Origin of the sequence: Vulcanisaeta sp. JCM 16159 (assembly GCF_001316265.1) — an archaeon.
In the GTDB taxonomy this organism is placed as follows: Archaea; Thermoproteota; Thermoprotei; order Thermoproteales; family Thermocladiaceae; genus Vulcanisaeta.
Genome location: NZ_BBDN01000006.1, coordinates 68,136 through 90,138, shown reverse-complemented (window position 1 = coordinate 90,138; position 22,003 = coordinate 68,136). Strand labels below are relative to the sequence as shown.

At 44.1% G+C, this 22,003-nt stretch carries 26 protein-coding genes and 4 pseudogenes; 19 read left to right on the top strand and 11 right to left on the bottom strand.

Annotated features, from left to right (window positions below; translation table 11 throughout):
- Positions 1–29: 29 nt before the first annotated feature.
- Positions 30–278, bottom strand: coding sequence for a hypothetical protein (locus JCM16159_RS07055; protein WP_243666236.1), 249 nt, complete (start codon positions 276–278; stop codon positions 30–32).
- A complete protein-coding gene (locus JCM16159_RS15785; RefSeq protein WP_243666235.1) occupies positions 235–396 on the bottom strand; it encodes an aspartyl protease family protein in 162 nt (53 codons plus the stop codon). Before JCM16159_RS15785 ends, JCM16159_RS07055 begins: the two co-directional genes overlap by 44 nt.
- 162 nt (positions 397–558) lie before the next feature.
- Here JCM16159_RS15785 and JCM16159_RS07050 point away from each other — a divergent pair, with 162 nt between their 5' ends.
- The 8 genes from JCM16159_RS07050 (at position 559) to JCM16159_RS07025 (ending at position 4,227) form a co-directional block, all read left to right on the top strand.
- Positions 559–1,299 carry a DUF72 domain-containing protein gene (locus tag JCM16159_RS07050; protein ID WP_054857418.1) on the top strand — a complete coding sequence of 247 codons (741 nt, stop codon included), beginning with the start codon at positions 559–561 and terminating at the stop codon, positions 1,297–1,299.
- A 1-nt stretch (position 1,300) separates the two neighbouring features.
- A complete protein-coding gene (locus JCM16159_RS15780; protein WP_243666234.1) occupies positions 1,301–1,753 on the top strand; it encodes a DUF4213 domain-containing proteins in 453 nt (150 codons plus the stop codon).
- Positions 1,684–2,076, top strand: coding sequence for a DUF364 domain-containing protein (locus tag JCM16159_RS15775; protein WP_243666301.1), 393 nt, complete (start codon positions 1,684–1,686; stop codon positions 2,074–2,076). The genes JCM16159_RS15780 and JCM16159_RS15775 overlap by 70 nt, the downstream gene beginning before the upstream one ends.
- A complete protein-coding gene (locus JCM16159_RS07040; protein ID WP_054857376.1) occupies positions 2,073–2,666 on the top strand; it encodes a DUF6884 domain-containing protein in 594 nt (197 codons plus the stop codon). Before JCM16159_RS15775 ends, JCM16159_RS07040 begins: the two co-directional genes overlap by 4 nt.
- A 281-nt stretch (positions 2,667–2,947) precedes the next feature.
- Complete coding sequence (locus tag JCM16159_RS07035) at positions 2,948–3,148, top strand: hypothetical protein (RefSeq protein WP_054857375.1); 201 nt, start codon at positions 2,948–2,950, stop codon at positions 3,146–3,148.
- A 22-nt stretch (positions 3,149–3,170) separates the two neighbouring features.
- Positions 3,171–3,308, top strand: a complete 138-nt coding sequence (locus JCM16159_RS15770) for a hypothetical protein (RefSeq protein WP_243666233.1) — start codon at positions 3,171–3,173, stop codon at positions 3,306–3,308.
- 5 nt (positions 3,309–3,313) lie between these two features.
- Complete coding sequence (locus tag JCM16159_RS07030; protein ID WP_054857374.1) at positions 3,314–3,637, top strand: hypothetical protein; 324 nt, start codon at positions 3,314–3,316, stop codon at positions 3,635–3,637.
- A gap of 23 nt (positions 3,638–3,660) precedes the next feature.
- Positions 3,661–4,227, top strand: coding sequence for a hypothetical protein (locus JCM16159_RS07025; RefSeq protein ID WP_054857373.1), 567 nt, complete (start codon positions 3,661–3,663; stop codon positions 4,225–4,227).
- On the opposite strand, the gene JCM16159_RS07020 is transcribed toward JCM16159_RS07025, so the two are convergent.
- Both JCM16159_RS07020 and JCM16159_RS15765 read right to left on the bottom strand, forming a co-directional pair.
- On the bottom strand, positions 4,220–5,026 hold the full coding sequence (locus JCM16159_RS07020) for an MFS transporter (RefSeq protein WP_243666232.1): 807 nt from the start codon (positions 5,024–5,026) through the stop codon (positions 4,220–4,222). The two genes, JCM16159_RS07025 and JCM16159_RS07020, sit on opposite strands and share 8 nt — an antisense overlap.
- Positions 5,020–5,310, bottom strand: a complete 291-nt coding sequence (locus tag JCM16159_RS15765; RefSeq protein WP_243666231.1) for an MFS transporter — start codon at positions 5,308–5,310, stop codon at positions 5,020–5,022. The genes JCM16159_RS07020 and JCM16159_RS15765 overlap by 7 nt, the downstream gene beginning before the upstream one ends.
- A gap of 158 nt (positions 5,311–5,468) precedes the next feature.
- On the opposite strand from JCM16159_RS15765, the gene JCM16159_RS07015 reads away from it, so the two are divergent.
- Entirely contained in the window at positions 5,469–6,041 is a 573-nt protein-coding gene (locus JCM16159_RS07015; protein WP_054857372.1) for a hypothetical protein, read from the top strand.
- 43 nt (positions 6,042–6,084) lie between these two features.
- Here JCM16159_RS07015 and JCM16159_RS07010 read toward each other — a convergent pair whose 3' ends face one another.
- The gene (locus JCM16159_RS07010) at positions 6,085–6,870 is read right to left on the bottom strand and encodes an amidohydrolase family protein (protein WP_243666230.1); all 786 of its coding nucleotides are present in this window, start codon (positions 6,868–6,870) and stop codon (positions 6,085–6,087) included.
- 189 nt (positions 6,871–7,059) lie between these two features.
- A pseudogene (locus tag JCM16159_RS18955) lies at positions 7,060–8,743 on the bottom strand (long-chain-fatty-acid--CoA ligase).
- 279 nt (positions 8,744–9,022) lie between these two features.
- Here JCM16159_RS18955 and JCM16159_RS07000 point away from each other — a divergent pair.
- The 4 genes and pseudogenes from JCM16159_RS07000 to JCM16159_RS15740 all read left to right on the top strand — a co-directional run bounded on the left by JCM16159_RS07000 (position 9,023) and on the right by JCM16159_RS15740 (position 12,104).
- Positions 9,023–9,892: an acyl-CoA dehydrogenase family protein gene (locus tag JCM16159_RS07000; protein WP_243666228.1), complete on the top strand. Its 870-nt coding sequence runs from the start codon at positions 9,023–9,025 to the stop codon at positions 9,890–9,892.
- A gap of 1 nt (position 9,893) precedes the next feature.
- Entirely contained in the window at positions 9,894–10,232 is a 339-nt protein-coding gene (locus JCM16159_RS15745) for an acyl-CoA dehydrogenase family protein (protein ID WP_243666227.1), read from the top strand.
- Positions 10,233–10,338: 106 nt separating this feature from the next.
- Positions 10,339–11,746, top strand: a pseudogene (locus tag JCM16159_RS06995) (4-hydroxyphenylacetate 3-hydroxylase N-terminal domain-containing protein).
- Between the two features lie 73 nt (positions 11,747–11,819).
- Positions 11,820–12,104 (top strand): hypothetical protein, encoded by a 285-nt coding sequence (locus JCM16159_RS15740; RefSeq protein WP_243666226.1) that lies wholly within the window; start codon positions 11,820–11,822, stop codon positions 12,102–12,104.
- Positions 12,105–12,160: 56 nt separating this feature from the next.
- On the opposite strand, the pseudogene JCM16159_RS06990 reads toward JCM16159_RS15740, so the two are convergent.
- Together JCM16159_RS06990 and infB are read right to left on the bottom strand one after the other, a co-directional pair.
- Positions 12,161–13,451, bottom strand: a pseudogene (locus JCM16159_RS06990) (TrpB-like pyridoxal phosphate-dependent enzyme); the annotation flags it as partial.
- A 141-nt stretch (positions 13,452–13,592) separates the two neighbouring features.
- Positions 13,593–15,382, bottom strand: a pseudogene (gene infB / locus JCM16159_RS06985) (translation initiation factor IF-2).
- 266 nt (positions 15,383–15,648) lie between these two features.
- Here infB and JCM16159_RS06980 point away from each other — a divergent pair.
- The 3 genes from JCM16159_RS06980 (at position 15,649) to nth (ending at position 17,103) form a co-directional block, all read left to right on the top strand.
- Entirely contained in the window at positions 15,649–15,816 is a 168-nt protein-coding gene (locus JCM16159_RS06980) for a 50S ribosomal protein L24e (RefSeq protein WP_054857371.1), read from the top strand.
- A gap of 70 nt (positions 15,817–15,886) precedes the next feature.
- Positions 15,887–16,402, top strand: coding sequence for an NUDIX hydrolase (locus JCM16159_RS06975; RefSeq protein WP_054857370.1), 516 nt, complete (start codon positions 15,887–15,889; stop codon positions 16,400–16,402).
- Between the two features lie 83 nt (positions 16,403–16,485).
- Positions 16,486–17,103 carry an endonuclease III gene (nth, locus tag JCM16159_RS06970; RefSeq protein WP_243666225.1) on the top strand — a complete coding sequence of 206 codons (618 nt, stop codon included), beginning with the start codon at positions 16,486–16,488 and terminating at the stop codon, positions 17,101–17,103.
- Between the two features lie 2 nt (positions 17,104–17,105).
- Here the strand turns inward: nth and JCM16159_RS06965 are convergent, their stop codons facing one another.
- Positions 17,106–17,756 (bottom strand): proteasome subunit beta, encoded by a 651-nt coding sequence (locus JCM16159_RS06965; RefSeq protein WP_243666224.1) that lies wholly within the window; start codon positions 17,754–17,756, stop codon positions 17,106–17,108.
- Between the two features lie 51 nt (positions 17,757–17,807).
- On the bottom strand, positions 17,808–18,593 hold the full coding sequence (locus JCM16159_RS06960; protein WP_054857369.1) for a peptidylprolyl isomerase: 786 nt from the start codon (positions 18,591–18,593) through the stop codon (positions 17,808–17,810).
- 86 nt (positions 18,594–18,679) lie between these two features.
- On the opposite strand from JCM16159_RS06960, the gene JCM16159_RS06955 reads away from it, so the two are divergent.
- The 3 genes from JCM16159_RS06955 to JCM16159_RS06945 are packed head-to-tail and all read left to right on the top strand — an operon-like array spanning position 18,680 to position 20,446.
- On the top strand, positions 18,680–18,958 hold the full coding sequence (locus tag JCM16159_RS06955) for a DUF131 domain-containing protein (RefSeq protein ID WP_054857368.1): 279 nt from the start codon (positions 18,680–18,682) through the stop codon (positions 18,956–18,958).
- Positions 18,959–18,968: 10 nt separating this feature from the next.
- A complete protein-coding gene (locus JCM16159_RS06950) occupies positions 18,969–19,283 on the top strand; it encodes a hypothetical protein (RefSeq protein WP_054857367.1) in 315 nt (104 codons plus the stop codon).
- A gap of 23 nt (positions 19,284–19,306) precedes the next feature.
- Positions 19,307–20,446: a PLP-dependent aminotransferase family protein gene (locus JCM16159_RS06945; protein WP_054857366.1), complete on the top strand. Its 1,140-nt coding sequence runs from the start codon at positions 19,307–19,309 to the stop codon at positions 20,444–20,446.
- A 100-nt stretch (positions 20,447–20,546) separates the two neighbouring features.
- Here JCM16159_RS06945 and JCM16159_RS06940 read toward each other — a convergent pair whose 3' ends face one another.
- Entirely contained in the window at positions 20,547–21,902 is a 1,356-nt protein-coding gene (locus JCM16159_RS06940) for a hypothetical protein (RefSeq protein ID WP_243666223.1), read from the bottom strand.
- Between the last annotated feature and the right edge of the window lie 101 nt (positions 21,903–22,003).

The window sequence follows — 22,003 nt, the reverse complement described above, 5'->3', positions numbered from 1 at the left end:
ATGGCCATTATTGCGTGGAAAAAAATGACCTAAAGTACCGCCAATCCGTATGGTCTCGAATACTCTAATCGGTCAGTGGTTGGGTCAACACGAAGACCAAGACCTTCGAGGGTTACGACCCCAAGTAATGGCTCGGGGGACTCTAAAATAATTACTGGGAATATACCATCCCTATCAAGGAATCGCATGTAAGCCAGCGATAGGCTAGCGGTGGTCTCGCGACCATCAGCCAGCTTAAGCCTTATACTCGCCATGGGCTTTATACAGGTCCTCGGCAAGGTTTGGATTTATCACGGTATAAAACGCGCCGGTATCAACCAGGAAATCAACCTCCCTAACCCTCGACTTATCCGCATTACCTATAACACCCTTAACCCTGACGTAACCCCATAACACGTAAGTAATAATTCAAGGGTAATTAAACCCATAAAATGCAAGAACCTAGCTAATTAGGAAATAGCTAATAAAAGTCGTTAGATGGAGCCATATTACCGAGAGATAGCAGGATAAAGCATAATATAGCCCATAATTAGGGTTATTAATTTAATGAGGAATATAATGAGGAATATCTTGATAGGTACTTGTGGATTTCCCACGGCGCGATCAAGGTACTACTCATTATTTAAGGTTGTGGAGTTGCAGGAGACCTTTTATGACTTGCCAACACCGGAGAGGATGAGTAGCCTGAGGAGGGAGGCCCCTGCTGATTTTCAGTTTGCCGTTAAGGTGTTTCAAGGATTAACACATACCAGTGATTCACCGACTTGGCGCAGGATAAGGAGGGCTAGGTTAACGGGTGACTTGGGTAATTATGGCTTGCTTAGGCCCACGAGGGAGAATCTCGAGCTTTGGAATGAATTTGTTAACGTGACTAAGCCACTTAACCCTGTGTTTTATGTCTTTCAGACGCCGCCTTCCATGGAGGTGACTGAGGATAGTGTTAGGGATGTTGTTGAGTTCTTCCGCACGATAGGTGGTGGCGATAGGATTGGTTGGGAACCTAGGGGCGTTAGTTATAATAACGTTAATTTACTGAAGAGGATATTTGAGGAGGTGGGTATTGTGCATGTTGTTGATCCCTTTAAGCATGAGGTTCTTATTCCTCATGACATAACCTACTTTAGGCTTCATGGAATTGGTAAGGGTGAGGTTAATTACTCATATAAGTACACCGATGACGACCTTGGGAGACTTAAGGCCATCGTTGATGGTATTGAGTCATCCACGGTATATGTGATGTTTAATAACGCGCACATGCTTGATGATGCCCTCAGATTCACGAAGTTGATTGGGAGGTAGTATGTGGAGATTCTTCAGTAGGCAGGTTGCTGAGGAGGTCCTGAAGCTCCTCGGTAATGACCGTGTTGAGGTCCTTGACCAATGCAACTGCCTTAACTATACCTACGTGCTTATAAACACAGGGCTTGGGGAGTTCCTTGGCATTGCCTACACTCCGGTTGAGGATTTAAGGACTGGCGAGGTCGGCGTCGTCCCTAGGGTTGAGGAACTCCCTGAACTCGTTATTAACCTAGACTCACTGGTTAGGGCCCTGGGGATTGCACTGATTAACGCCGTATCTAATTACTTGGTTGTGCGTGATGGGCTCAGGCTTTCTCAGGGTGATTTAAAGAGCGAGATTCTGAGGTTTGTTAAGCCTCGTGCACGGCTTGTTTTGTCGGTAGTATTACGCCGGTTGCAGAGGCACTCAGGGATAAGTGCTGTGTTTATCAACTGGAGAGGAGGAGTGACTTGAGGCATGATGGTTATCCTGATATCGATGCACCACTCATAATACCGAATTGCGATATGCTCGTTATAACGGGCTCCGCGATGGTAAATAATACAATTGATCAATTACTGGCCATGAGGAGGGATGGGGCAATCACCGTATTGAGCGGGCCCACGGCTGCCGCCTATCCCCCAGTGCTGCATGGGTTGGGCATCAACGTCATTGGTAGTTCACTGGTTAAGAAGCCTCGCTCCGTCATTGAGTTACTTAAACTTGGGGCCGGTTATAGATTACTTGATAGGATGGGGTTATTGTTTAAGTACGTGTCAGCAGGTGCCGTTCAATGAGCAGGAGGGTTCTTGTAATTATTAATTGCAGTAGGAGGAAGTCGGTTAGGATTGAGTTGGTTAAGGAGAGACTTGGTTTGGTACCTGGTTTTGACCTTGAGAGAGAGGACGAGTATGTGAGTGCGTTGAGTGATTTGATGAGGCCGGCCCTTGATATGTATGATGGACCTGAGTTCAGAATTCTCAGACGCTTCAGAAGTTGTGTTAATGTCTTTGTATTATCCGCTAGATATGGTATTATAAGTGGTGAGAGGTGGATAATACCCTACGATGCTTATTTAGGGAGTACTAACGAGACCGTGTTAAGTAAGTGGATGGCTTACGGCAATCCGGACATGAATGAATTAGTAAGCAGTAGGTGGGATTACGTGATTATTAGATTGACGAAGACCTACATGAGGTACTTCAGGAGGCTAGTGCATGATCCCTGTGGGTTAGGAAGTGAGATTCACATAATCACTGGTAGAGGTAGGTACCTTAATTGCGGTAATGTTATTTATCACTATGTTAGAGGACCTGGTGATTCCCAATCAGTGCTTAGGAAATTATTGGCTGAAACCTGTCCTTCAATTTCTAATTACTCTAAATAGAAAATTTTTAAAAGTAATCATAAACAATACAGGTTCCCCACGACCATGTACGGTGAATACTTCAGTAAAAAAACAGTTAGATTTTTAAAGACCACGTTTCTATGATATCATAAAGCCATAAATATGAACAATCATGTAAACAATAACCTGCGTAGTAGTGTGAGCGAGGTCGGCCTGCGTAGGGTGCTGGGATTCTGGGACGTATTCTTCGCAAGCCTAGGTGGGCAATCACCATTCTTAGCGACCTAACCTATGCCTCTGCAACCCTAGCCATAGCCGGATTGGCGGGCCCCGTAGCTATAATAATTGGGACACTAATAGCATTTATCAACGGCTTCGTGGTTGCACGACTTAGTAAGAGGGTCACGGAAGCCGGCGGTTATTATAAGTACGCCACTAAGTACCTCGGTGGTAAGTCCACGGGTTTTTTCATTGGCTGGAATTATCTATTTTATGCAATTCTTTACGGCGCCGCTACGTGATCGGTGCCTCATACCTCGCCCAATGGATACTGGGGATCCCTGGCAAATCAGTTTACCAATATCCCTGGCTATAATGACCATACTAGCATACTTGGGTATTAGAATCTCGGCTAGCTACGCCATCTTCGCGGGTTCGTTAGAGATGGCAGCCTCATATTAATATCCATGGCATTACTTCTGATCCCACATGGTATTCTCTTCAATCCCTTTGCTTACGTAAGCTCAGTACCGTTGTCAACATTGATGGTTGCCGTAGTTTACGCAATAGCGATTCCCACGGGCTACGGCACGATAGCGCCATTGAGCGGCGAGGTTAAGAGAGCTAGGGAGACGATAAGCCGGGCGGTGGAGACCGTCATAATTACTGGCGGTGCCCTGGCCGCATTGGCCATTTACTCAACGGCAGTCGCTGGCTTATCATACATGAACATTCATGAGTTTATTAGGTTCTTAAATGAGGCCACTGGTAAGGTTTATCACCTGTTGTAATAGTACTACATCACTTCCTTGGCGTGTTACTCGACCCAATAGTAATCTTTGCAATGATTAATGATGGCGTGCTTGGCGCCTTGGCTTACGTACTTGCATCATCAAGGACTTTATATGCCATGGCCGATGATGGACAACTACCAGGTTTATTATCGTTGGTTAATAGTAAGGGTAACCCAGTAATCTCAGTGCTAATCAGTGCGTTGGCCCTTGACGCAATTGCATTAGTGATTACTTACTTACTCGGGCCCTTCAATGCTTTCCTACTCCTTGGTTTCCTGTCGATGCTCGCCAATTTGATAGTCCACCTATCAGCTAACTTTGCCCTGCTTAGGGCCGCTACGATGAGGATAAAGGCCGTGCTTTACGGCGTTGACACAATTAGGTGGTTGGATAAGGTGGTGTCTGTGGCGGCGGCCTTAATAACGATATTTACGGCTACGGAGTCCGTGCTCGGCATAAACATAATTGAGCTAATGCCATACTTCGTAGTCCTCGCGATAGCCGTGGTTTACCTAGTGGTAAGGACGTTAGTAATTCGAGGGACATTCTCTGGGTCGAGGATTCATAATTATAAAATGACTAGGTAACCCTCGCAAGCCTAAGCAGTGGTAGGAGCGGTAAGGACACTACTATCATTAATATCCAGGGCAATGAGTATGATACTACCATGGTCTCCGTAAACACAACGCTAAGCCACATGCCAATGACCATATTCAGAGCATTCAATGTCGCCAGCGAGAGGGCCGGGTTCTCATGCCTAGCAACTAACGCGTATGCTGCGGTTAATGCCAACTCATTCGTGAAACCCATTAAACCCCCAGCAATTATTATGGCTGCGATATTTAACGTGGGTATGAAGATTAGCGGTACGGTACCCACTATAGTCAACACCACTATTAATAAGACCCTATTTCTAATGGCATCAATGATTCGGCCAGAAAGCCCTCCAAATATACTTGAGAAAAGCATTATTGACGTTAATAATGAGGATACATAGAGAGGCAAACCCCTACTAACGGCGTAAGTGGGCAGTAAGTTGCCGGTTGCGTAATACGCACCCCAAAAGCCGCTCGTTGCTATACCAATCACTACTGCATCACGACTAAACCTAATGCGCAACCTATGCATGTAACCACCCTGAATAAAGAATACTATCAATGCCACAGGAATGCCAACAATACTGAGAAGCAGCGTTGATAATTTCCACCCAAGGAATACATATGTAATGCTCCACGCTAAGCCTATTCCCGACCCAAGGCCAAAGGCTGCGTTATAAATGCCAAGTAATGTACCGACGCGTTCAGGGTATGCGGTCGATAGTATTGCAGCACCCGTCGAGAAGAATAGTGCAGCACCAACACCGGCAATTAACCTGAGGATTAACACCTCATAGAAGTTAATGCTGAGGGTACTAACAAGCCCGTAATCGCCATAGTAAGTAGACCAAGGCCTGCGGTCCTGGCATTGCCTAGGTGACTTGCGATAATGCCTGCCGGTACTTGAAATGCTGCAGCACCGACGATGAATATGAGTGGGACCAGGCCAAGTAATGCCTTACCAACCCTAAACTCAACGCCAATTATTGGCAGAGCGGGTGCTAGGTAAAACCAGTAGGCACTATATATTACCCTAGCCAATATTATAACAATTGCAATAGCTACCTTCCTCACCACGTTTCTATAATATAGCGCAATTAAATTTTTATTGTAAGTATAAGTAACTAATTATGACCTGATATAGTATATATAATTTTTGATATTATAGATAATATAAATATAAAAAGTAAAAGAAGTACTTTAAACTTAGTATTAATTACCGATTAACCCGTATGAGCGTTGCCTCTAGTATGGCTCTGGCGGCAACAGATCTTGTGTATATAGTTGGTGGCGCCATGCTAATAACAGTAGGTGGTGTCAATATGAATATTGGAAAGAAAAATGAACCCAGGGACTTGGGTATTGTCTTCCTTAGTGGCGCCATCATGCTACTAATAGGCGTATTGTTTGATGTAATGTCATGTACCTCGCCTACGAATCTTCCTGCAATATTATCCTCAGCCGCAACCGCTGTCTTTGATGCGATTCTTTGGGCTATTGGCATAGCCTTAACCGTAGGTAAGAGCAATCTATTTGCCATGAACCACCTATTACTTTACTCCGGTATATACTTCCTATACGTCACCGTCATGGCTGGGTTAGGTAACCAAATATTACTATCATTGGCGCTTCTCTTCTTAGCTTTACAGGTATTGACAGCGGCAATAGCTGGTTATAAATTGAACGCTAGATTGCAGTGGATCTCGGGGCTTTTGGCGATGATTGATGGCGTACTATTTCTAATACTCGGTATTGTGGTCTCACTAGGAATACCGCAACCACTTGGTATAGTACCACCGTCATGAGTACGAAGTAACTTCTAGCTGTTTCTCATAATAAAAATTAATTTTATTTTATTATTTTATCACCCTCTTCGATATCAACACCCATATCCCTTAGCAGATAAGCTGCATTATCATATAGTATTGATTCTAAATCACGCCTAGGCAATTTAGATAACTCAAGGCAGTTTAAGTTCCTAATTACTTGCTTAAGCCTTAGGTATGGATAACCACCACCATATAGAATTCTCTCCGCACCCACTGACTTTACGAAGTCGCGTCCCATTAACGTGTTGAATAGTATGCATGATATGCCCGTAGTCTCTAGATAAACCCTGTCATATCTCTTCATTAATCGGGCAATTCTCTCAAGCCATGGATAAGCCATTCCATCAGATATGCCCAAGGCTGATAAAACCATCTTGATACTATATCTCTCAAGTAATTCATTAAGGATATCAGGCATGAGGCTCTCGAAACAAACGTTTACGTTATATGGGCAAGGATCCAGGTGCATTATAAGGAGTATATCATTTCTCTCGACATACTCAAGTATTGCCTTGAAGGCCCTCGTGTTTATTGGATCAAATAATTGAAGTGTTGGTGAAACCACGATACCCCTAACATTAAGGCCCTCCAACTCATTGAGTTTTTCATAAACGTACTTAGAACCAAGGGATGGATTGATGCTTGCCAGCGGTACAAAGAAGCCGTTATGATAAGCTGCCTCATACCATAGCTTCACATTATCATACATCCTGGGCGACCATAAACTGGTTAGTCTGATTATGAACTTACTCCAGAGGAGTGCTGAATAAGGATCTTCCTTTGATAACTTTTTGAAAAAAATCATTGGGTATTACATGGAATAATGGTAATGCATCTATTGGCTGTAAGACAGCCCTTGATATATTCATTAATGATAATCTATCCTTGATTGTAGATAAGTCTATAGACGGACACGCGTGGAAGTCAATTATCATATAGAGTGTATAATAGTGCCTAGATTTTTAAACACTATTTAATATATATCCTATATATTTCATGTAGAAAGCACATTCTTGTAAAGCTCCCTGAGCACCTTCTTATCGGCCTTAGCAGTACTTGTCTTTGGTAGTTCTTTTTCGCTAATTATTATTTTGTCTGGTAGCCACCATTTTGGTATTTCTCCTTTTTCGACGAATTTCATTAGGTGGTTTTTGATTTCGTCTTCCGTGATTCTTTGGCCTGGCTTTGGAACCACAATGGCCACCGGCCTCTCACCCCACTTCGGGTGCGGAACACCAACAACAGCAACCTCACCAACAGCAGGATAAGTACTAATGATATCCTCCAGCTTAGTGCTTACAATCCACTCACCACCACTCTTAATAACATCCTTAAGCCTATCCATGATCCAAATATGGCCCTCGCTATCCCAGACAGCCACATCACCGGTATGCAACCAACCGCCACGCCATAGGTCCCTAGTCTTCTCAGGATCTTTGAAGTAAGCTGGTGTTAGCCAGGGTGATCTAACCACAATCTCACCGATGGTTTTTCCATCCCTCGGAACATCCTTACCTTGGTCATTAACGACCCTTATGAATGCCAGTGGTATCTGCCTAAGGCCCTTCATTAGGTAATTCTCCTTCTTTTCGTCGGGCCAGCCTAGCATTGATGCATTAAACAATGCCTGAGCTATCACTGGCGCAGTCTCTGATAAGCCATAACCATTAATCACAATGATACCCCTAGACCTTGCCAGTTTGTAGAGGCCCTCGGGCATTGCCGAACCACCATTACCATACTTTAGACCCCTTAGGTCATACTTCGGCGAGTCAGGGTGAGTGAGTAGTAGGTATAATATTACGGGGACTCCGTATATGTACGTGACCTTCTCCTCACTTATTGTCTTCAATATATAGCCCCAATCCATACGCCCAGTAAATACGTACTTCTGGCCGGCAAGGAACATGGCATGCGGACCTCCCCATGCATGCACATGATACATGGGCACCAACGGCATCACTACATCCCTGACGCTAAGTTCGTAAGGCGGCGCTGACGTTGATATTGCAACGGCCATTGCATGAAGAACCAACTGTCTATGGGTAAAGAATACACTTTGGTGGCCCCGTCGTTCCTGATGTGTAGAATAGCGTAGCCACGGTCCTTTCGTCAATGTCTCCAAACTCATATGGGCTTGAACTCTTTATTAAGTCCTCATAGTTATATACCTCGATTCCGGGAAGCTTTACCTGCGGCGGCTCTGACCTGTCTGTCATTATTACGGCCTTCCTAACCGTCTTGAGTTTCGGCATTATTGCACTAACTAGCGGTACGAACTCGTCTTTAACAAATAATATTTCGTCACCAGCATGATTAATTGTATACACAAGGTCCTCTGGCGAGTACCTGATATTTACGGTATGTAGTACAGCACCAAGCCCCGGAACCGCATAGTAAAGCTCCAAGTACCTGTGCGAATTCCACTCCAATACACCAACCTTGTACCTAATTTCTTGGGATCGCCTGGCTTAACGCCAAGTTGCTCAAGCGCCGTGGCAAGTCTCCTAGCCCTATCCCAGATCTGCGCAAAGGTGAGCCTAAGCTAGCGCGTCCGGCGGCGCATAGACTACCTCCTGCTCAGGAAAAGTATCAGCGCCCCATTTTATGAGGTTCGTCAACGTTAAAGGATAGTCATAAAACTCCGTAGCCTTTTCTACGAACTCCTCAATAGACATCAATGAATTAAGTCTAGTGCATCCCTTAGGCTTAATCCTTATCATAAATATATAGCCATATTTAGGTATTTAATAAAAATAAAACATAAAATCGATAAAAATAAAAATAATAAAGAACTAAAGAATTAGGATATAGTTAACAAAAAAATACACTCTCAATTTAATATGATGAATTCAATGTTATTAAGCAACATATCGTTGAAGTAACCATTAATGACTAGGCATATATAGGATATTTACTGATTAGGCTTAAGTACGTGAGGACTTAGTCAACCCTTAATGACTGATATCCTGGATTTGTTCCCGCAATACGCGGAGGAATTGAAACTACTAAGAAAAACTGCCAGGGAATTCGCCCAGAGAAACTTCTCACCTGAACTCGCTAGGGAGTATGAAAAGAAGGAAGAATTTCCCTGGGACTTGTATAAAAAGGCCGGCGAACTTGGCTTACTGGCTCCATCAATACCCACCGAGTACGGTGGTGGTGGATTCACTACATACCTAGCTGATATAGTCGTTACTGAGGAGTTGGTAAGGGCAGAACCCACACTGGGGCTCGCTATAATGGCAGGCCCATTCACATCGCACATGCTCTACTTCTTCGGCACTGAGGAACAGAGAAAGAAATACCTACCACCTGTTTATAGGGGCGAGAATACGTTCTTCGGCGCATACACGGAGCCTGAGCATGGTACTGATATTACACAGTTGAATACTGTGGCTGTGAAGAAGGGCGATAAGTACATAATTAAGGGTATGAAAACCTTCATAACAAACGCACCAACAGCCAAGTACGGCCTACTCCTAGCGCAGACAGACCCCGAGAAGAGACATAGGGGTCAAACACTATTCATAATACATACTGACTGGCCGGGTGTTACCATTAGGAGGCTAACCGGTAAGATGGGGCAGAGAACGATCCCCGTCGGCGAGATTTACCTCGACAATGTCGAGGTCCCTGCAGAGAACGTGCTCGGTGGTGAAGAAAAGGGCTTGAATCAAGGTTTCTATTGGACACTGGCCTACTTCAACGTATCAAGGATTGGAGTGGCAACTCTAGGCCTTGGAATAGCGTTAGCCGCCTTTGATAAGGCCCTCGAATACGCACAAAAAAAGAACGCAGTTTGGGCAACCACTGATAAGCTTTGAAATGATACAGGAAAAACTGGCCAGAATGGCAATGTTTATAGAGGCAGCTAGGTCATTAATCTATAGAGCCGCGTACTATATTGATGATTACTTAAAATTCAAGATTGACCCAAGGGCCATGGGCGCATTAGCAGGTGCTGCCAAGGTTTATGGAACCGAGGTTGCCAATTACGTGGTTGATGAGGCAATACAGATACATGGTGGTTATGGTTACTTTGAGGAGTTCGACGTAGAGAGGTATTGGAGGGACCATAGGGTTACGAGGATTTATGAAGGAACTAATGAAATAAACCTGCTGACAATAACCGATGCCTTGAGAAGGGGCGTGTGGAAGCCATAATTACTTAAAATTAATTTGAGGTAAGAGTATTTCTCAAATCGAGATATATACATTTGTACCTATATATAAGCTATACTTAATTACTCTGGATAATTAGGATCTACCTATGCCTAGGTCGGCAGCTGAGTATATAAACTCTGTTAGGGATGGCAGGATCGTTTATTACAGGGGTAAGAGGGTTGATGATATAACGACGCACCCAATCATTGGTATAGCCGTCAGGCATGCGGCAGACTTATTCAATGTGAAGGATAGGCTTTATGATGACCCAAACTATGGGCATATAAGCAAGTACTTTAAGGTACCTAGAAACACAAATGACTTACTTGAGAGGTATAAATTGATCTATGAGGATACCCTTAGGTTCGATGGCCTATTTAATATAGTACAGGCGATAGGTAGTGATGCTCTTTTCTCATTGATGATTGTGGCTAAGAAGGTTGATAGGAAGTACGGCACTAGTTATTATGATAGGGTAATGAAGTACTACGAGTATGTTGTTAAGAATGATCTGGCGATAGCGGTTGCTCAGACTGACGTTAAGGGTAACAGGGCGAAGAGGCCCCATGAGCAGGAGGATGGGGACATGTACCTTAGGGTTGTTGAGGTCCGCAATGATGGCATTGTAGTTAATGGCGCGAAAATACACACCACGCAGGGACCTGTGGCTAATGAGATAATTGTATTGCCATATAGGGCCATGGTTGAGGGTGATAGGGATTATGCCGTTGCCTTTGCCGTGCCTGCGAACACGAAGGGTCTCAAGTTCATTGTTAGACCTGTGCTTGAGTATGATGGTAACCCAAACGCTGTTAATGCGGCGAGTAGGTTCGAGGTTGAGTCATTGACGATATTTGATCACGTGTTCGTGCCCTGGGACAGGGTATTCATGTTCAGGGAGTGGGACTTGGCTGGGCAGTTGGCTTGGACCTTCGCAACTTATCATAGGTTCACGGCAATATCCTACAGAGCAGCCACGGCTAATTTATACCTGGGCGCTGCGCTCTATGCTGCTAGGGCTAATGGGATTGAGAATGCACCACACGTTAGGGATTGGCTGGTTCAGATGATTATGTATAAGGAGATAATGAGGATGGGGGCCATGGCGGCTGCCTGGAGCCCTGGATTGATGAGGGAATAGCCATACCAAACCCCGTATACACAAACGTAAGTAAGCTGTACGCTAATGCCCACTTCATAGACGTGGTGCATGGCTCATAGACATTGCAGGTGGTTTAATAGCCACAATGCCCTCACACGATGATTACGTCAATACGGAGGAAAGGCAATACATTAGTAAGTACCTCAGAGGCGTGGTTGATGGTGATACGAGGTATAAGATAATGAGCTTGGTCAGGGAGTTAGGCGCGAGCCACCTAATGGGTTACCTATTAACGGCCATGATACATGCGGAGGGCTCCGAAGCAGCGAGTAAGATAGGAATGCTGAGGGAGTACAATTATAAGGAGGCGGAAGAATTAATAAATAAAATATTGAGTAAAATAAAACTTTAATCAATAAATATTTCGTGAAATAAAAATAAAATACTAATTATTGCATTTATTAATTATAAAAAAGTGATCGGATTTGATACTAAAAATAACAATAATGAGCCTTGAAGAATTCAATCCCTGGTGGAGAGGTAGGGAATATATTGATGAGGATCCCGATATCATTAAATGGCACAACGCCAGGGTCAAGTGGATGCCCAAAGAGGTTAATGCCGTGTCGCTCAAGCCATTTTCTCTAAATTTCATTTATGGACCTAGGCAGGTGGGTAAGACCGCGATGATCAAATTAATAATTAAGAACTTACTTCATGAAGTTAATGAAGAGAGTAATAACAATATCGAGAGATACGGAGGATGTTGATGTAATCCCTGCCCACATATTTTTATCAGGGCTAAGCGCATGAATGCTTTATGCTTCTCAAAACCGAGCACATCCGCGTAATTACCTAGGTCAAGCAGTCCATGCCCCGAAAAGCTAATTAGGATTACCCTCCTCTCGCCAGTCCTCCTGGCCTCCTCAGCAATCTCCTTAATAACAGGTAGTACATGGGCCGTCTCCGGCGCTGGCACGTACCCCTCGACCTGAGCAAATACCTGGGCCATCCTAAACACGGTTTCCTGGTCATAATCACGACCCTCAACATACCCCTTACTCATTAGATAAGACAGTGTTGGCGCCACGGCGTGGTACCTCAAACCACCTGCATAGATTGGCGGTGGCACGAAGTCGGCACCAATGGTGAACATCTTCAATTGAGGCAATACCCTACCCGTGTCAGGATCATCGTACCTATAAACGCCCTTGGTCACCTTTGGGACTTCTATGGCTCCAACCGCGATATACCTGCGCCTAACCTTACCACTCCTAAGCTCCTCACCTATGAATGGGAAAAAGACTCCACCCCAATTGCTACCTCCCCCAACTACGCCAATCATCACATCGGGATCCTCACCAATTAATTCTAACTGCTTCTTAGCCTCAAGACCTGCAATGGTCTTAAACATTATGTCGACATTTATTACGCTACCAACCACGTACTTACCACCATTCTTTAGTGCGTACTCGGCGGATTCCGTTATTGCAATACCCAGGCTGCTGGGTGGTTAGGGTTTTCACGTAGTAATTTCCTGCCGAATTCTGTTAACTCGCTTGGGCTTGGGTGGACCTCGGCTCCGTACATCTGCATTAAGTACCTCCTCAGTGGCTTCGCGTAATAACTTGCCCTAACCATGAACACATGGGCCTTAACCTTAAACAGAGCGGCGGCCAGGGCAACGGCAGAGCCCACTGCCCGGCCCCAGTTTCTGTGGTTACGAACTTGGCTCCATCCTTCAGGGCGTAATATACCCAGGCAAGTGCGGAGTTTATCTTGTGGCTACCCGTGTATGTGTAGCCCTCCATCTTTAGGTAAATCCTAACTGGCGCGTTTAGATATTCCTCAAACTTCCTTGCCCTTATTAATGGCGTTGGTCTACCCACCTGTAGGTAGCGTTCTAGGACTTCCTCGGGTATTTTCACAAACCTCTCCGTGGAGGATTCAAGCCTTAGTGGCTCTGATGGTATTACCTGCTTTAGGAGTTCTAGCCTTTTGCCATTATCTGGGTCATACGGTGGTGGTAGTGGTTCTGGTAGGTCTGCAAGTATGTTATACCAATACGTAGGTATCTCATCTATTGGTAGGTCTATTCGGTATTTTTCCTGACCCAGATAGTTACCACCGTGTTTCCTACCTATTTTTTTCTTTATAAGTATTATCCATTCATACATAAACTACTATGCCTTAGGATTATGATTATGGATGATATTTATATCGTTCATGAACAATGTAAATCTAGGTTATTTAGCGTATCATTTCGATGAACGCTTAATTTTCAGTATCTCCTTGAGTAGTGATATTTCGTCCTCCGTTAACTGATCCTTGAACTGGGTCATTAGGGTTATTGCGTGTTCCTCGGGCACGTCAACGTATAACTCATCGCCTTCCTTTACCTGCCTACCAACCATTATGTTACCCTCTATCGATATCGCGACCTCCATACCCTTCCTAGCCTCTTGTATGTTCTTACCCTTATCCTGAATCTGCATTATAGTGCCCACCCTCTTACCATCACCCCTGATCAATGGTATCCAGGCTTTATCAACCCCTCAAGCACCGCAATACCAACAATGACTGGGTCACTCCTCCTGAATACGTAGCCAGGGAGTATCCTTATCTTCCCAGGCTTATGTACTTATCAAGCTCCATTTCCACAAGCCTTGTCCTCTGCTCTCTATACCACTGGGTGAACTCCTCAACAAGTCTGTAGAGGATCTCGTTCCTGAATATCTTTACTCCATACTGCATAGCCTCTACCTCAACATCATGCGGGACCTTGACGTTAAATGCAAGGACAACGCCGTAAAGCGGATCCTTCTTCCTGACTATGGAGCCTCAACGACATCCCTCCTGCTCACATTACCGACATCAGCCTTTCTAACGGGTATTCCCTGACTCCTAAGGTAGACTACCATGGCCTCGAGTACCCAATGTATCGGCCTTGGCAATGACACCCTCCTTATCAGTCTCAATCCTAACCTCCGAAACCTCCTCCCTGACCATTTTTACGTACTCATCTAATGATGAGCCCTGGGGTACGACGAATACCGGTGCACCTGGGACGACTTGGTCAAGACCATCAGCAATTATCTTAACGCCAGCCGCGGCCTTAACCTCGTCCATGAACATATACCTATCCTCAGGATCCCTCATCTCGTCAAGTGGCTTTGGCATGACGAGCATCTTAACCTTAGTGCTCACTGGGCCCTCGAGCCCTGCCGTAACTATTAAGTCCCCCTTCCTAATCACCCCGTCATAAAGCACGACGTCTGCCGTGGCGCCCCAACCCTTCTCCTCCCTAATCTCCATGACAACGCCCTTACCGTCCATACATCACCTTAAGCTTCTCCCTATTGAACCTCTGGCTTAGCCCGGCAAGAACGACGAGTAAATCGGCCAAGCCCTCGCCAGTGACCGCGCTCGTGGGTACAATAGGTACCTGGGTATTGAAGTCCCTCACTCTGTCATACCTGTCAGCATCCATCCCCAACTTATTGAACTCCTCTATCATCCTTGCTATGGCCTCCTCAACCCTACCTTGGACATCCTCTCTTTGTTTATCATATGATTCAAGGAATGGCGCATTCTCATGGGGTTCCCAACCATATATTCTATCGAGCTTGTTCGCAGCGACTACGAAGGGTATGTTCCTAGATCTAATTAAGGTTAGACTTTCGTAGGTTTGTTCCTCGAACCCTCTAGTGATGTCTATAACTAACACGGCCAAGTCAGCCACAGAGCCACCCCTACGCCTCAGGTTTGAGAAGGCGGCGTGGCCTGGTGTGTCCACCATGAGGAAGCCCTTAATCCATACCTTACCCTTAAGCCTAAACTTTATGAGTAATGGGTCGGCTATCCTCTCCACGGCATTCCACGGTATGAATGATAGGCCTATGTGCTGTGTTATCATGCCTGGCTCCCTATAGGCTACGAAGGTCCCCCTTATCTTGTCAAGGAGCAGTGTCTTGCCTACATCGACATGACCAACCACTACGGTGATTGGTGGCCTGTAATCCACTAATGATGCATCAACCTTACTCATAATTATCTAGAATGATGAGAAGACTTGATTTAAAATCATTTTTCCTAATAGCGTAGATAATGCAAATATTGTCTTCCTCATGTGTGGTAAGTATGGTCAATTATGAACTATGGTTTAGAAGGGTTGTTCATATTGATCATTGAAAATAAACTGTAAAAGACCTATGGGTATTGACCTAAGAAGGACGCCATGAGGAATTAGGCCATTACGTATTTCACAAAATATTTGCATAAACTTTAAAAATCATTACTAAATACGGACGCTGTATGAGAATTTACACATGCGCTTTCTGCGGGAGACCAATACCGCCAGGCACTGGGATAATGTACGTCAGAGCTGATGGCACGGTGCTTAGATTCTGCAGCAGGAGATGTTTTGTTAGTATGATTAAGTATAATCGCGATCCAAGGAAGCTGACCTGGTTCGTGAGGTAACGAAGAAGAAGGCTGGCAGTGCAAGCACAGAAATGAGAAATTTTTAAGGTAACGCATTACTTACTAGACAATGGTTATAGTTTACAGAGGCAGGCGAGTCACGCTAGATGTATCTAAGGTCGTATTGCCGAATAAACATGAGATGAATGTAGAGAAAATAATATTTCCGCATGCCGTAGCCGCTTTACCAATTTATGACGGTAATAAGGTTGTATTACTACGTCAGTTTAGGCCTGTCATTAATGATTACATCCTTGAAATACCGGCTGGTGTCGTTGAGGAGGGTGAAAGGCCTGAGGAGGCCTTGATTAGGGAACTTAATGAGGAGGTTGGTGCTGAGGCTTATTACTTCGAGAAGTTATTTGAGGGCTTCACCACGCCTGGTTACTCCACTGAATATATGGTAATTTACTATGCTAACGTTAAGAGGTTGGGTGAACCAAGGCCTGAACCTTACGAGGTCATTAATAGGGTTATTGTTGATTTTAGGGATGCGGTGAATATGGTCCTCAGTGGCAGTATAAGAGATGTTAAGTCAGCGTTAGCTATAACGCTGTATATGCTTAAGAAAGGCGTTAAGGCGTGATTTCATATGGCCTTGACAGAAGAGTTGGTGCTTAAGGCCCTCGCTAATGTTAAGATAGAGCTAGGAGGTTTGCGGTCCTCTATGTGTTTAGGAGTGGTAATGACATCTTTAAGGCGCTCGTTGTGACAATACTGACGCAGAACACGAATGATAAGAATGCGCTTAGGGCCTATGAAAACCTCACTAAGGTTGTTAGTGATATAACGCCTGAGAAACTAGTAAGTATTGGTGAGGATGCTTTGGCCAACGCCATTAGGCCTGCCGGTATGTATAGGGTTAGGGCTAGGAAAATTATTGAATTATCTAAGGTAGTCCTTGAGAAGTATGGTGGTAACCTAGTGTGGATTAAGGATCTCCCGCTTGATGATGCCAGGAAGGCGTTACTCGAACTTCCTGGCGTTGGTGAGAAGACCGCGGATGTGATACTCGTTAACCTGGGTAAGCTAACATTCCCTGTTGATACGCACATAACTAGGATATCCCTTAGGCTCGGTATTGCTAGATCTAGGAATTACCGTGAGATACAGAGAGCTTGGATGAGCATATTAACGCCAGATCCCAGCAGATACCTGGAGATTCACCTTAAGCTAATCCAGTTTGGTAGAGACGTATGTAGGGCCAGGAACCCAAGGTGCGACGTGTGCGGATTTAAGGAGGTTTGTAATTACTACATAAATGTTAAGGGAAGGGTTAATCAATAGCGTTATCGAATTAACTCCTTAAGGTATGGCTCAGAATTAACCTCCCTATAGCCCTCCTTGGTTATTGTTACGACGTCAATACCCTCACCACTCCCTGGATCGTGGTAAATGGCCGACCTGACGGCCCTAACCGCAAGCCTGATTGCGTCCTCAATACTCATGTCCCTCCTATAACCATCCTCAAGAACACCAAACGCTGTTGGTGAACCACTGCCAGTGGCCATGAACTCTGTTTCCCTTGTTAATGTCCCGAAGAAATCAAGCATATATATTACGGGTCCCTCATCAGGGTCCCAACCACCAAGTATCATGTGAACCAGGTAAACATACGGCCTGCTTGAGAATACCACGAGAGATGCGTAGTTGGCTAGGGCCTTTATCGATATTGGCTTGCCAGTCTCTATCTTGTACTGTATCGCGGTTGCCGTCAATGCATCAAGCACCTTCTGAAGGTCTGCAACACCACCACTCATTGTCGCTGCTATATGATTGTCAACTTTCCAGATCTTAACGCCCTTCTTTCTATGGGCTATGTAGTAACCGGCAGTTACCCTCCTGTCCGTGGCTAGAACGACACCGTCATTAATCACTATCCCTACCGTGGTGGTTCCGGTCATTAATCTGGTTAGGTTTTCATTACCTGCACTAAACATCAAGCCCAATGAGAACTACTTTATTAATAAATCTTAACCTGATTCTTTAACTCACTGAGAGGATTGCTGCGCCTGCTGGGTCTCGGGCTTTGACTCCGCCTGCTTCTCCTCAGCCTTAGTCTCCGCAGGCTTTGCCTCAGTCTCCCTCTTAATCTCTATTTCATCAACAAAGACTACCTTATTTACGTTCGTGAACTTGTTTCCAACATCATCAGCTATTCTAGCCTTTATTGTGCCTATGTTCTCCACGAATAACGTCTCGATAGGTAACTTAATCGTTACAATAGAACCATCTTGACTAAGCTCCACCCCCACTTTATCAATATCAATCCTCGGTATGTACTGCTTAATTATGTACTTAACCTTGTCCTGCACTGTCTCAAGCTTCTTAACCACCTTAGCCGTGACCACGAGGGTCTTACCGGCCAGTGGATGATTGAAGTCTAGGGTAACCCTACCACCCGTTATACTAACGACCCTACCTTGCTGGTTATTAACCTCGACAATATCACCAACCTTGGGTAACTTGCCATACCTATAAAACTCCCTGATGGACATAACCTTAACCTTGCCTGGGTCCCTCTGACCAAAGGCCTTGTCTGGCGGTATCTCCACTGTTATTTCCTGGCCCTCGCTTGAATTCATTATTGCTTGCTCTAGTGGCTCGAAGAGCTTTGTTTCGCCTATTATTATTAGGCGTGGTTCATAAATCTCATCAGGCCTATAAATACCTGCCTCCTTGGCCTTGTCCTCTACCGTGGTTTCCACAACCCTGTTATCATCCTTATCAATAACCGTGTACTCAAGTAGTACGTAATCACCCTTCTGAAACGGCATCGGCTATGAACCAATTGATCACCCTTTTAAATTTTAAGCTGTAAGAGAAATAGGTTTTAATCCCCCTTTAGGATTAGTGCAATGTGATGAATATAGCCTACGTAATGAGCCTTGCAGTGACACTATCGATAATACTGGCATTATTAGGGATTGTGCTAATAATAATTGACGTAATGAGGAGCCACGAGGAGGAAAAGGAGGATGAGAATGAGAAGAGAAAGTCAAGTGTTGGTGGCGTAGTCTTAATAGGCCCGGTGCCGATAATCTTTGGTAATGACTTATCCATCATTAAGTGGGCTATAGTACTTACGATAATAATTGTGGCGCTATTCGTGATACTCATGTTACTACCTGGCATATTGTGAGGCGATTGCCATGAGACTTTACCAACTCGGTATTTTACTAATAATTCTTGCGGTTCTCATACCCGTTATGGCGATCATAGCGATCATCATTTCAACGGGAATTGGCGGTGCGTATGCACCGTCTTCTAATATTGGTGGCATTGTCGTGATTCCATTTCCATTGCCAACAATTATAAAGTTCGGCAATGTACAGATACCACAACCACTGATTTGGTTCACATACGTTATTTTCCTAATATTCTTAGCCCTGGTAGTATTCTCGGTGGTGCAGTATTACAGAGCAAGGAGGGAGTTAATGAAGCGTTGGCAGGAAGAACATAAATAGGTTAAAAGCCAAGTAAGGACTTAATGCGACTGTACTGGTCTCCTGTTGAGTTGGCGAGCAGGTTGGCAAGAAGAGGCATTAAGTATAACTTCGCCAGTGGTGCACCTGACCCAGGCCTATTACCATTTGATGAGTTGAGAAAATCCTTCGAGAGGGTTTATGAGGAATATGGTAAGGCGATTATCGCGTATCCAGGCGCTGGTGGTTTAAGGGAATTGAGGATTGAGTTATCGAGATACGCCAATAGGGTCCTTGGTATAAACGCCAATTGGAGAGATGTAATAGTGACCGCTGGTGCTCAACACGCCATTAAGTTACTATCACAACTACTAATGAGGAGAAGGACCGTGGTCTATGTCGAGGACCCCACATTTGTGGAGACTATCGCACCCATGAAATTCCAGGGAGCACGATTAATTAGCGTCCCCATCGATGATGAAGGCGTGAATACGCACGAGCTAGAGAGGTTGGTTAAGACCCATGGACCTGGTATTATATATACCGTACCCAACTGCCACAATCCAACAGGGGTCTCCCTGAGCAGAAATAGGAGAAAACACTTGATCGAGATTGCAAGGGAGTATGGGTTAATAATTATCGAGGATGACCCATATACATCACTGTATCCCAACACTGAGCCCGCACTTAAGGCAATTAATAATGATGTTATTTACGTTGGTACGTTCTCGAAGATCCTCGGTCCCGGCTTGAGGATTGGATTTGCAATAGCAAGTGGTGAGTTAAGGAATAACCTGGAGAAACTTGAACAGCATGATTTTGCAGCCTCGACGCTTAATCAATACCTGGTTTTCGACTTATTAAGAAGAGGTATCGCAGATGATGTTATTAGAAAAGCACGTGAACTATACCCCAGGAAACTTCAGGAACTAGTCAAGGCGCTAGACGATTATTTGCCGAATACCCTAATGTTTAGGCCATCCTGCGGCTTCTATGCCTTCATAAACACTGGCGTAAATGCATGGGAATTACTGAAGAGAAGTGTTAAGCAGAAGGTAGTGTTTGTTCCTGGGGGTAAGTTCTTCATTAATGGTGGTAGACAGAATACGGCAAGGCTTAGTATTGGATCAATAAGAATTGACCTAATAAGGGAGGGTATAAAAGTGCTAAGTGACGTGATTAATGGTTATTCAATGACTATGTAGTCATCATTGTTAGATCCACCATTACTTAGCCCCTTTATCATTAAAACAATGATGAGAAGCAACGTTAATAAGCCAAATATTATTAGCAATGACTTAATGCCTAGAGCTCCCAGTGTCCAGACCCTAACATTGACATTACCGCTGGTATATTCACGACATATATATCATTACCATAGATAACCATACCAATTGAGGAATTAATTGGAACGCAGTACCTACCGGAACCCACGTAGTATAAATCACCAATATTTAATATTGCATTTGGTAACTCATTATTAAGTAGGTCAGTGGGTGCGAAATTGACAATGTGCGGATTAATCACCAGCTCCTCCGGGTTACTATTATTTATTGTTATTATGCGACTATAAAGAAGCGACCCATTGCCCAATAATTCCACCTGTACCTGACTATTAATTATGGCGTCAGGTATGTTTACATCCTCACTGCTGCCACTTAGTGGAATTATATACTGGTTGTTACCATACCTAATTAATAATTCTAGCCTTAAATCGGGGCATTCATTGGGAATTACAACATGCAATGTGTAATTGGAGAATATTGGCACCATTAATGAACTGCCCTGATAAATATCGCTTGTACCTAGGTTCATTAATTCACCATTCGTAAGCGCATATACATCGTAGTTACCTGGGTAAATGCATGAACCATTGACGAGTGGTACCAATGTTCCGTTAATATTTAAATAAATTAACGCATTTATTGGATTTCCGGCCTTATCAATTATTGATAGACTTGAACGTGGAATTAAAGGAATACTTACTGTAATGGTAGATACTGGTATCGAATTAAGGTAAATACCTATGGTTTTCATGCCATTAATGGTTATATATAATACTCTATTTGATTCTGGATTTAACGTTAAATTACTTGTTAAACCTAATACTGAGCCTCCCTGTGTTGCTATAAACACGTTATTGCATTTTAACTCCTGCATGGATTCATCAACGAAATTCACAGTTATTGGACTAATTGATGTATTGATTGAACAGTAGGGCGTGTATAACAGATAGGTTGTCCACGGTGTTATTCCTGGAATACCTGTATTAACCACTGTGCAGTTACTGTAAGAGTAATGAATCCATGGTGCTCCTGTAAGCATTATTAATGGTTTTGATGAAACAGCCAGTACCAGGTTTTGGATATTATTGTTTATTTGTACATAGTAGTAGGGCGTTACCGTGATATACGTTGTGCCATTGGTCGTGATATCTATATTGCTTAAGTACGTAATATAAGTCGTTATTTTAGCGTATGTACTTAGGGAATCAATATTAATGCTTGCGTATTCCACGCCTAACTCCGCAGTTAGGTAATTGTCAATACTAGCCTCGGCAGGCGATATTGTTATCAATTTAACTATTGAAAATAAATAGTTGAGACCAGGAGTTATGGGTATTGATATATTCATGGAACCCTGGGTCATTGTGAACGTCATATTTGAACCAGGTATTATCAAGCCTCGGGTGGGTATGGGCCATAAGGTCCTAAACTGAGATAGACACCGTATATGGGCAATGAACAATTAACTTCCATACT

What these genes read in the sequence shown, in the direction of transcription:
- JCM16159_RS07015 (WP_054857372.1), top strand. Translation starts at nt 5,469, where the DNA reads ATGAGCGTTGCCTCTAGTATGGCTCTGGCGGCAACAGATCTTGTGTAT.
- JCM16159_RS15780 (WP_243666234.1), top strand. Translation starts at nt 1,301, where the DNA reads ATGTGGAGATTCTTCAGTAGGCAGGTTGCTGAGGAGGTCCTGAAGCTC.
- JCM16159_RS15745 (WP_243666227.1), top strand. Translation starts at nt 9,894, where the DNA reads ATGATACAGGAAAAACTGGCCAGAATGGCAATGTTTATAGAGGCAGCT.
- JCM16159_RS07050 (WP_054857418.1), top strand. Translation starts at nt 559, where the DNA reads ATGAGGAATATCTTGATAGGTACTTGTGGATTTCCCACGGCGCGATCA.
- JCM16159_RS06975 (WP_054857370.1), top strand. Translation starts at nt 15,887, where the DNA reads ATGGTTATAGTTTACAGAGGCAGGCGAGTCACGCTAGATGTATCTAAG.
- JCM16159_RS07010 (WP_243666230.1), bottom strand. Translation starts at nt 6,870, where the DNA reads ATGATTTTTTTCAAAAAGTTATCAAAGGAAGATCCTTATTCAGCACTC.
- JCM16159_RS06940 (WP_243666223.1), bottom strand. Translation starts at nt 21,902, where the DNA reads ATGACGTTCACAATGACCCAGGGTTCCATGAATATATCAATACCCATA.
- JCM16159_RS06950 (WP_054857367.1), top strand. Translation starts at nt 18,969, where the DNA reads ATGAGACTTTACCAACTCGGTATTTTACTAATAATTCTTGCGGTTCTC.
- JCM16159_RS06965 (WP_243666224.1), bottom strand. Translation starts at nt 17,756, where the DNA reads ATGTTTAGTGCAGGTAATGAAAACCTAACCAGATTAATGACCGGAACC.
- JCM16159_RS15770 (WP_243666233.1), top strand. Translation starts at nt 3,171, where the DNA reads ATGGATACTGGGGATCCCTGGCAAATCAGTTTACCAATATCCCTGGCT.
- JCM16159_RS06955 (WP_054857368.1), top strand. Translation starts at nt 18,680, where the DNA reads ATGAATATAGCCTACGTAATGAGCCTTGCAGTGACACTATCGATAATA.
- JCM16159_RS06960 (WP_054857369.1), bottom strand. Translation starts at nt 18,593, where the DNA reads ATGCCGTTTCAGAAGGGTGATTACGTACTACTTGAGTACACGGTTATT.
- JCM16159_RS07040 (WP_054857376.1), top strand. Translation starts at nt 2,073, where the DNA reads ATGAGCAGGAGGGTTCTTGTAATTATTAATTGCAGTAGGAGGAAGTCG.
- JCM16159_RS07030 (WP_054857374.1), top strand. Translation starts at nt 3,314, where the DNA reads ATGGCATTACTTCTGATCCCACATGGTATTCTCTTCAATCCCTTTGCT.
- JCM16159_RS07000 (WP_243666228.1), top strand. Translation starts at nt 9,023, where the DNA reads ATGACTGATATCCTGGATTTGTTCCCGCAATACGCGGAGGAATTGAAA.
- JCM16159_RS06945 (WP_054857366.1), top strand. Translation starts at nt 19,307, where the DNA reads ATGCGACTGTACTGGTCTCCTGTTGAGTTGGCGAGCAGGTTGGCAAGA.
- JCM16159_RS06980 (WP_054857371.1), top strand. Translation starts at nt 15,649, where the DNA reads ATGAGAATTTACACATGCGCTTTCTGCGGGAGACCAATACCGCCAGGC.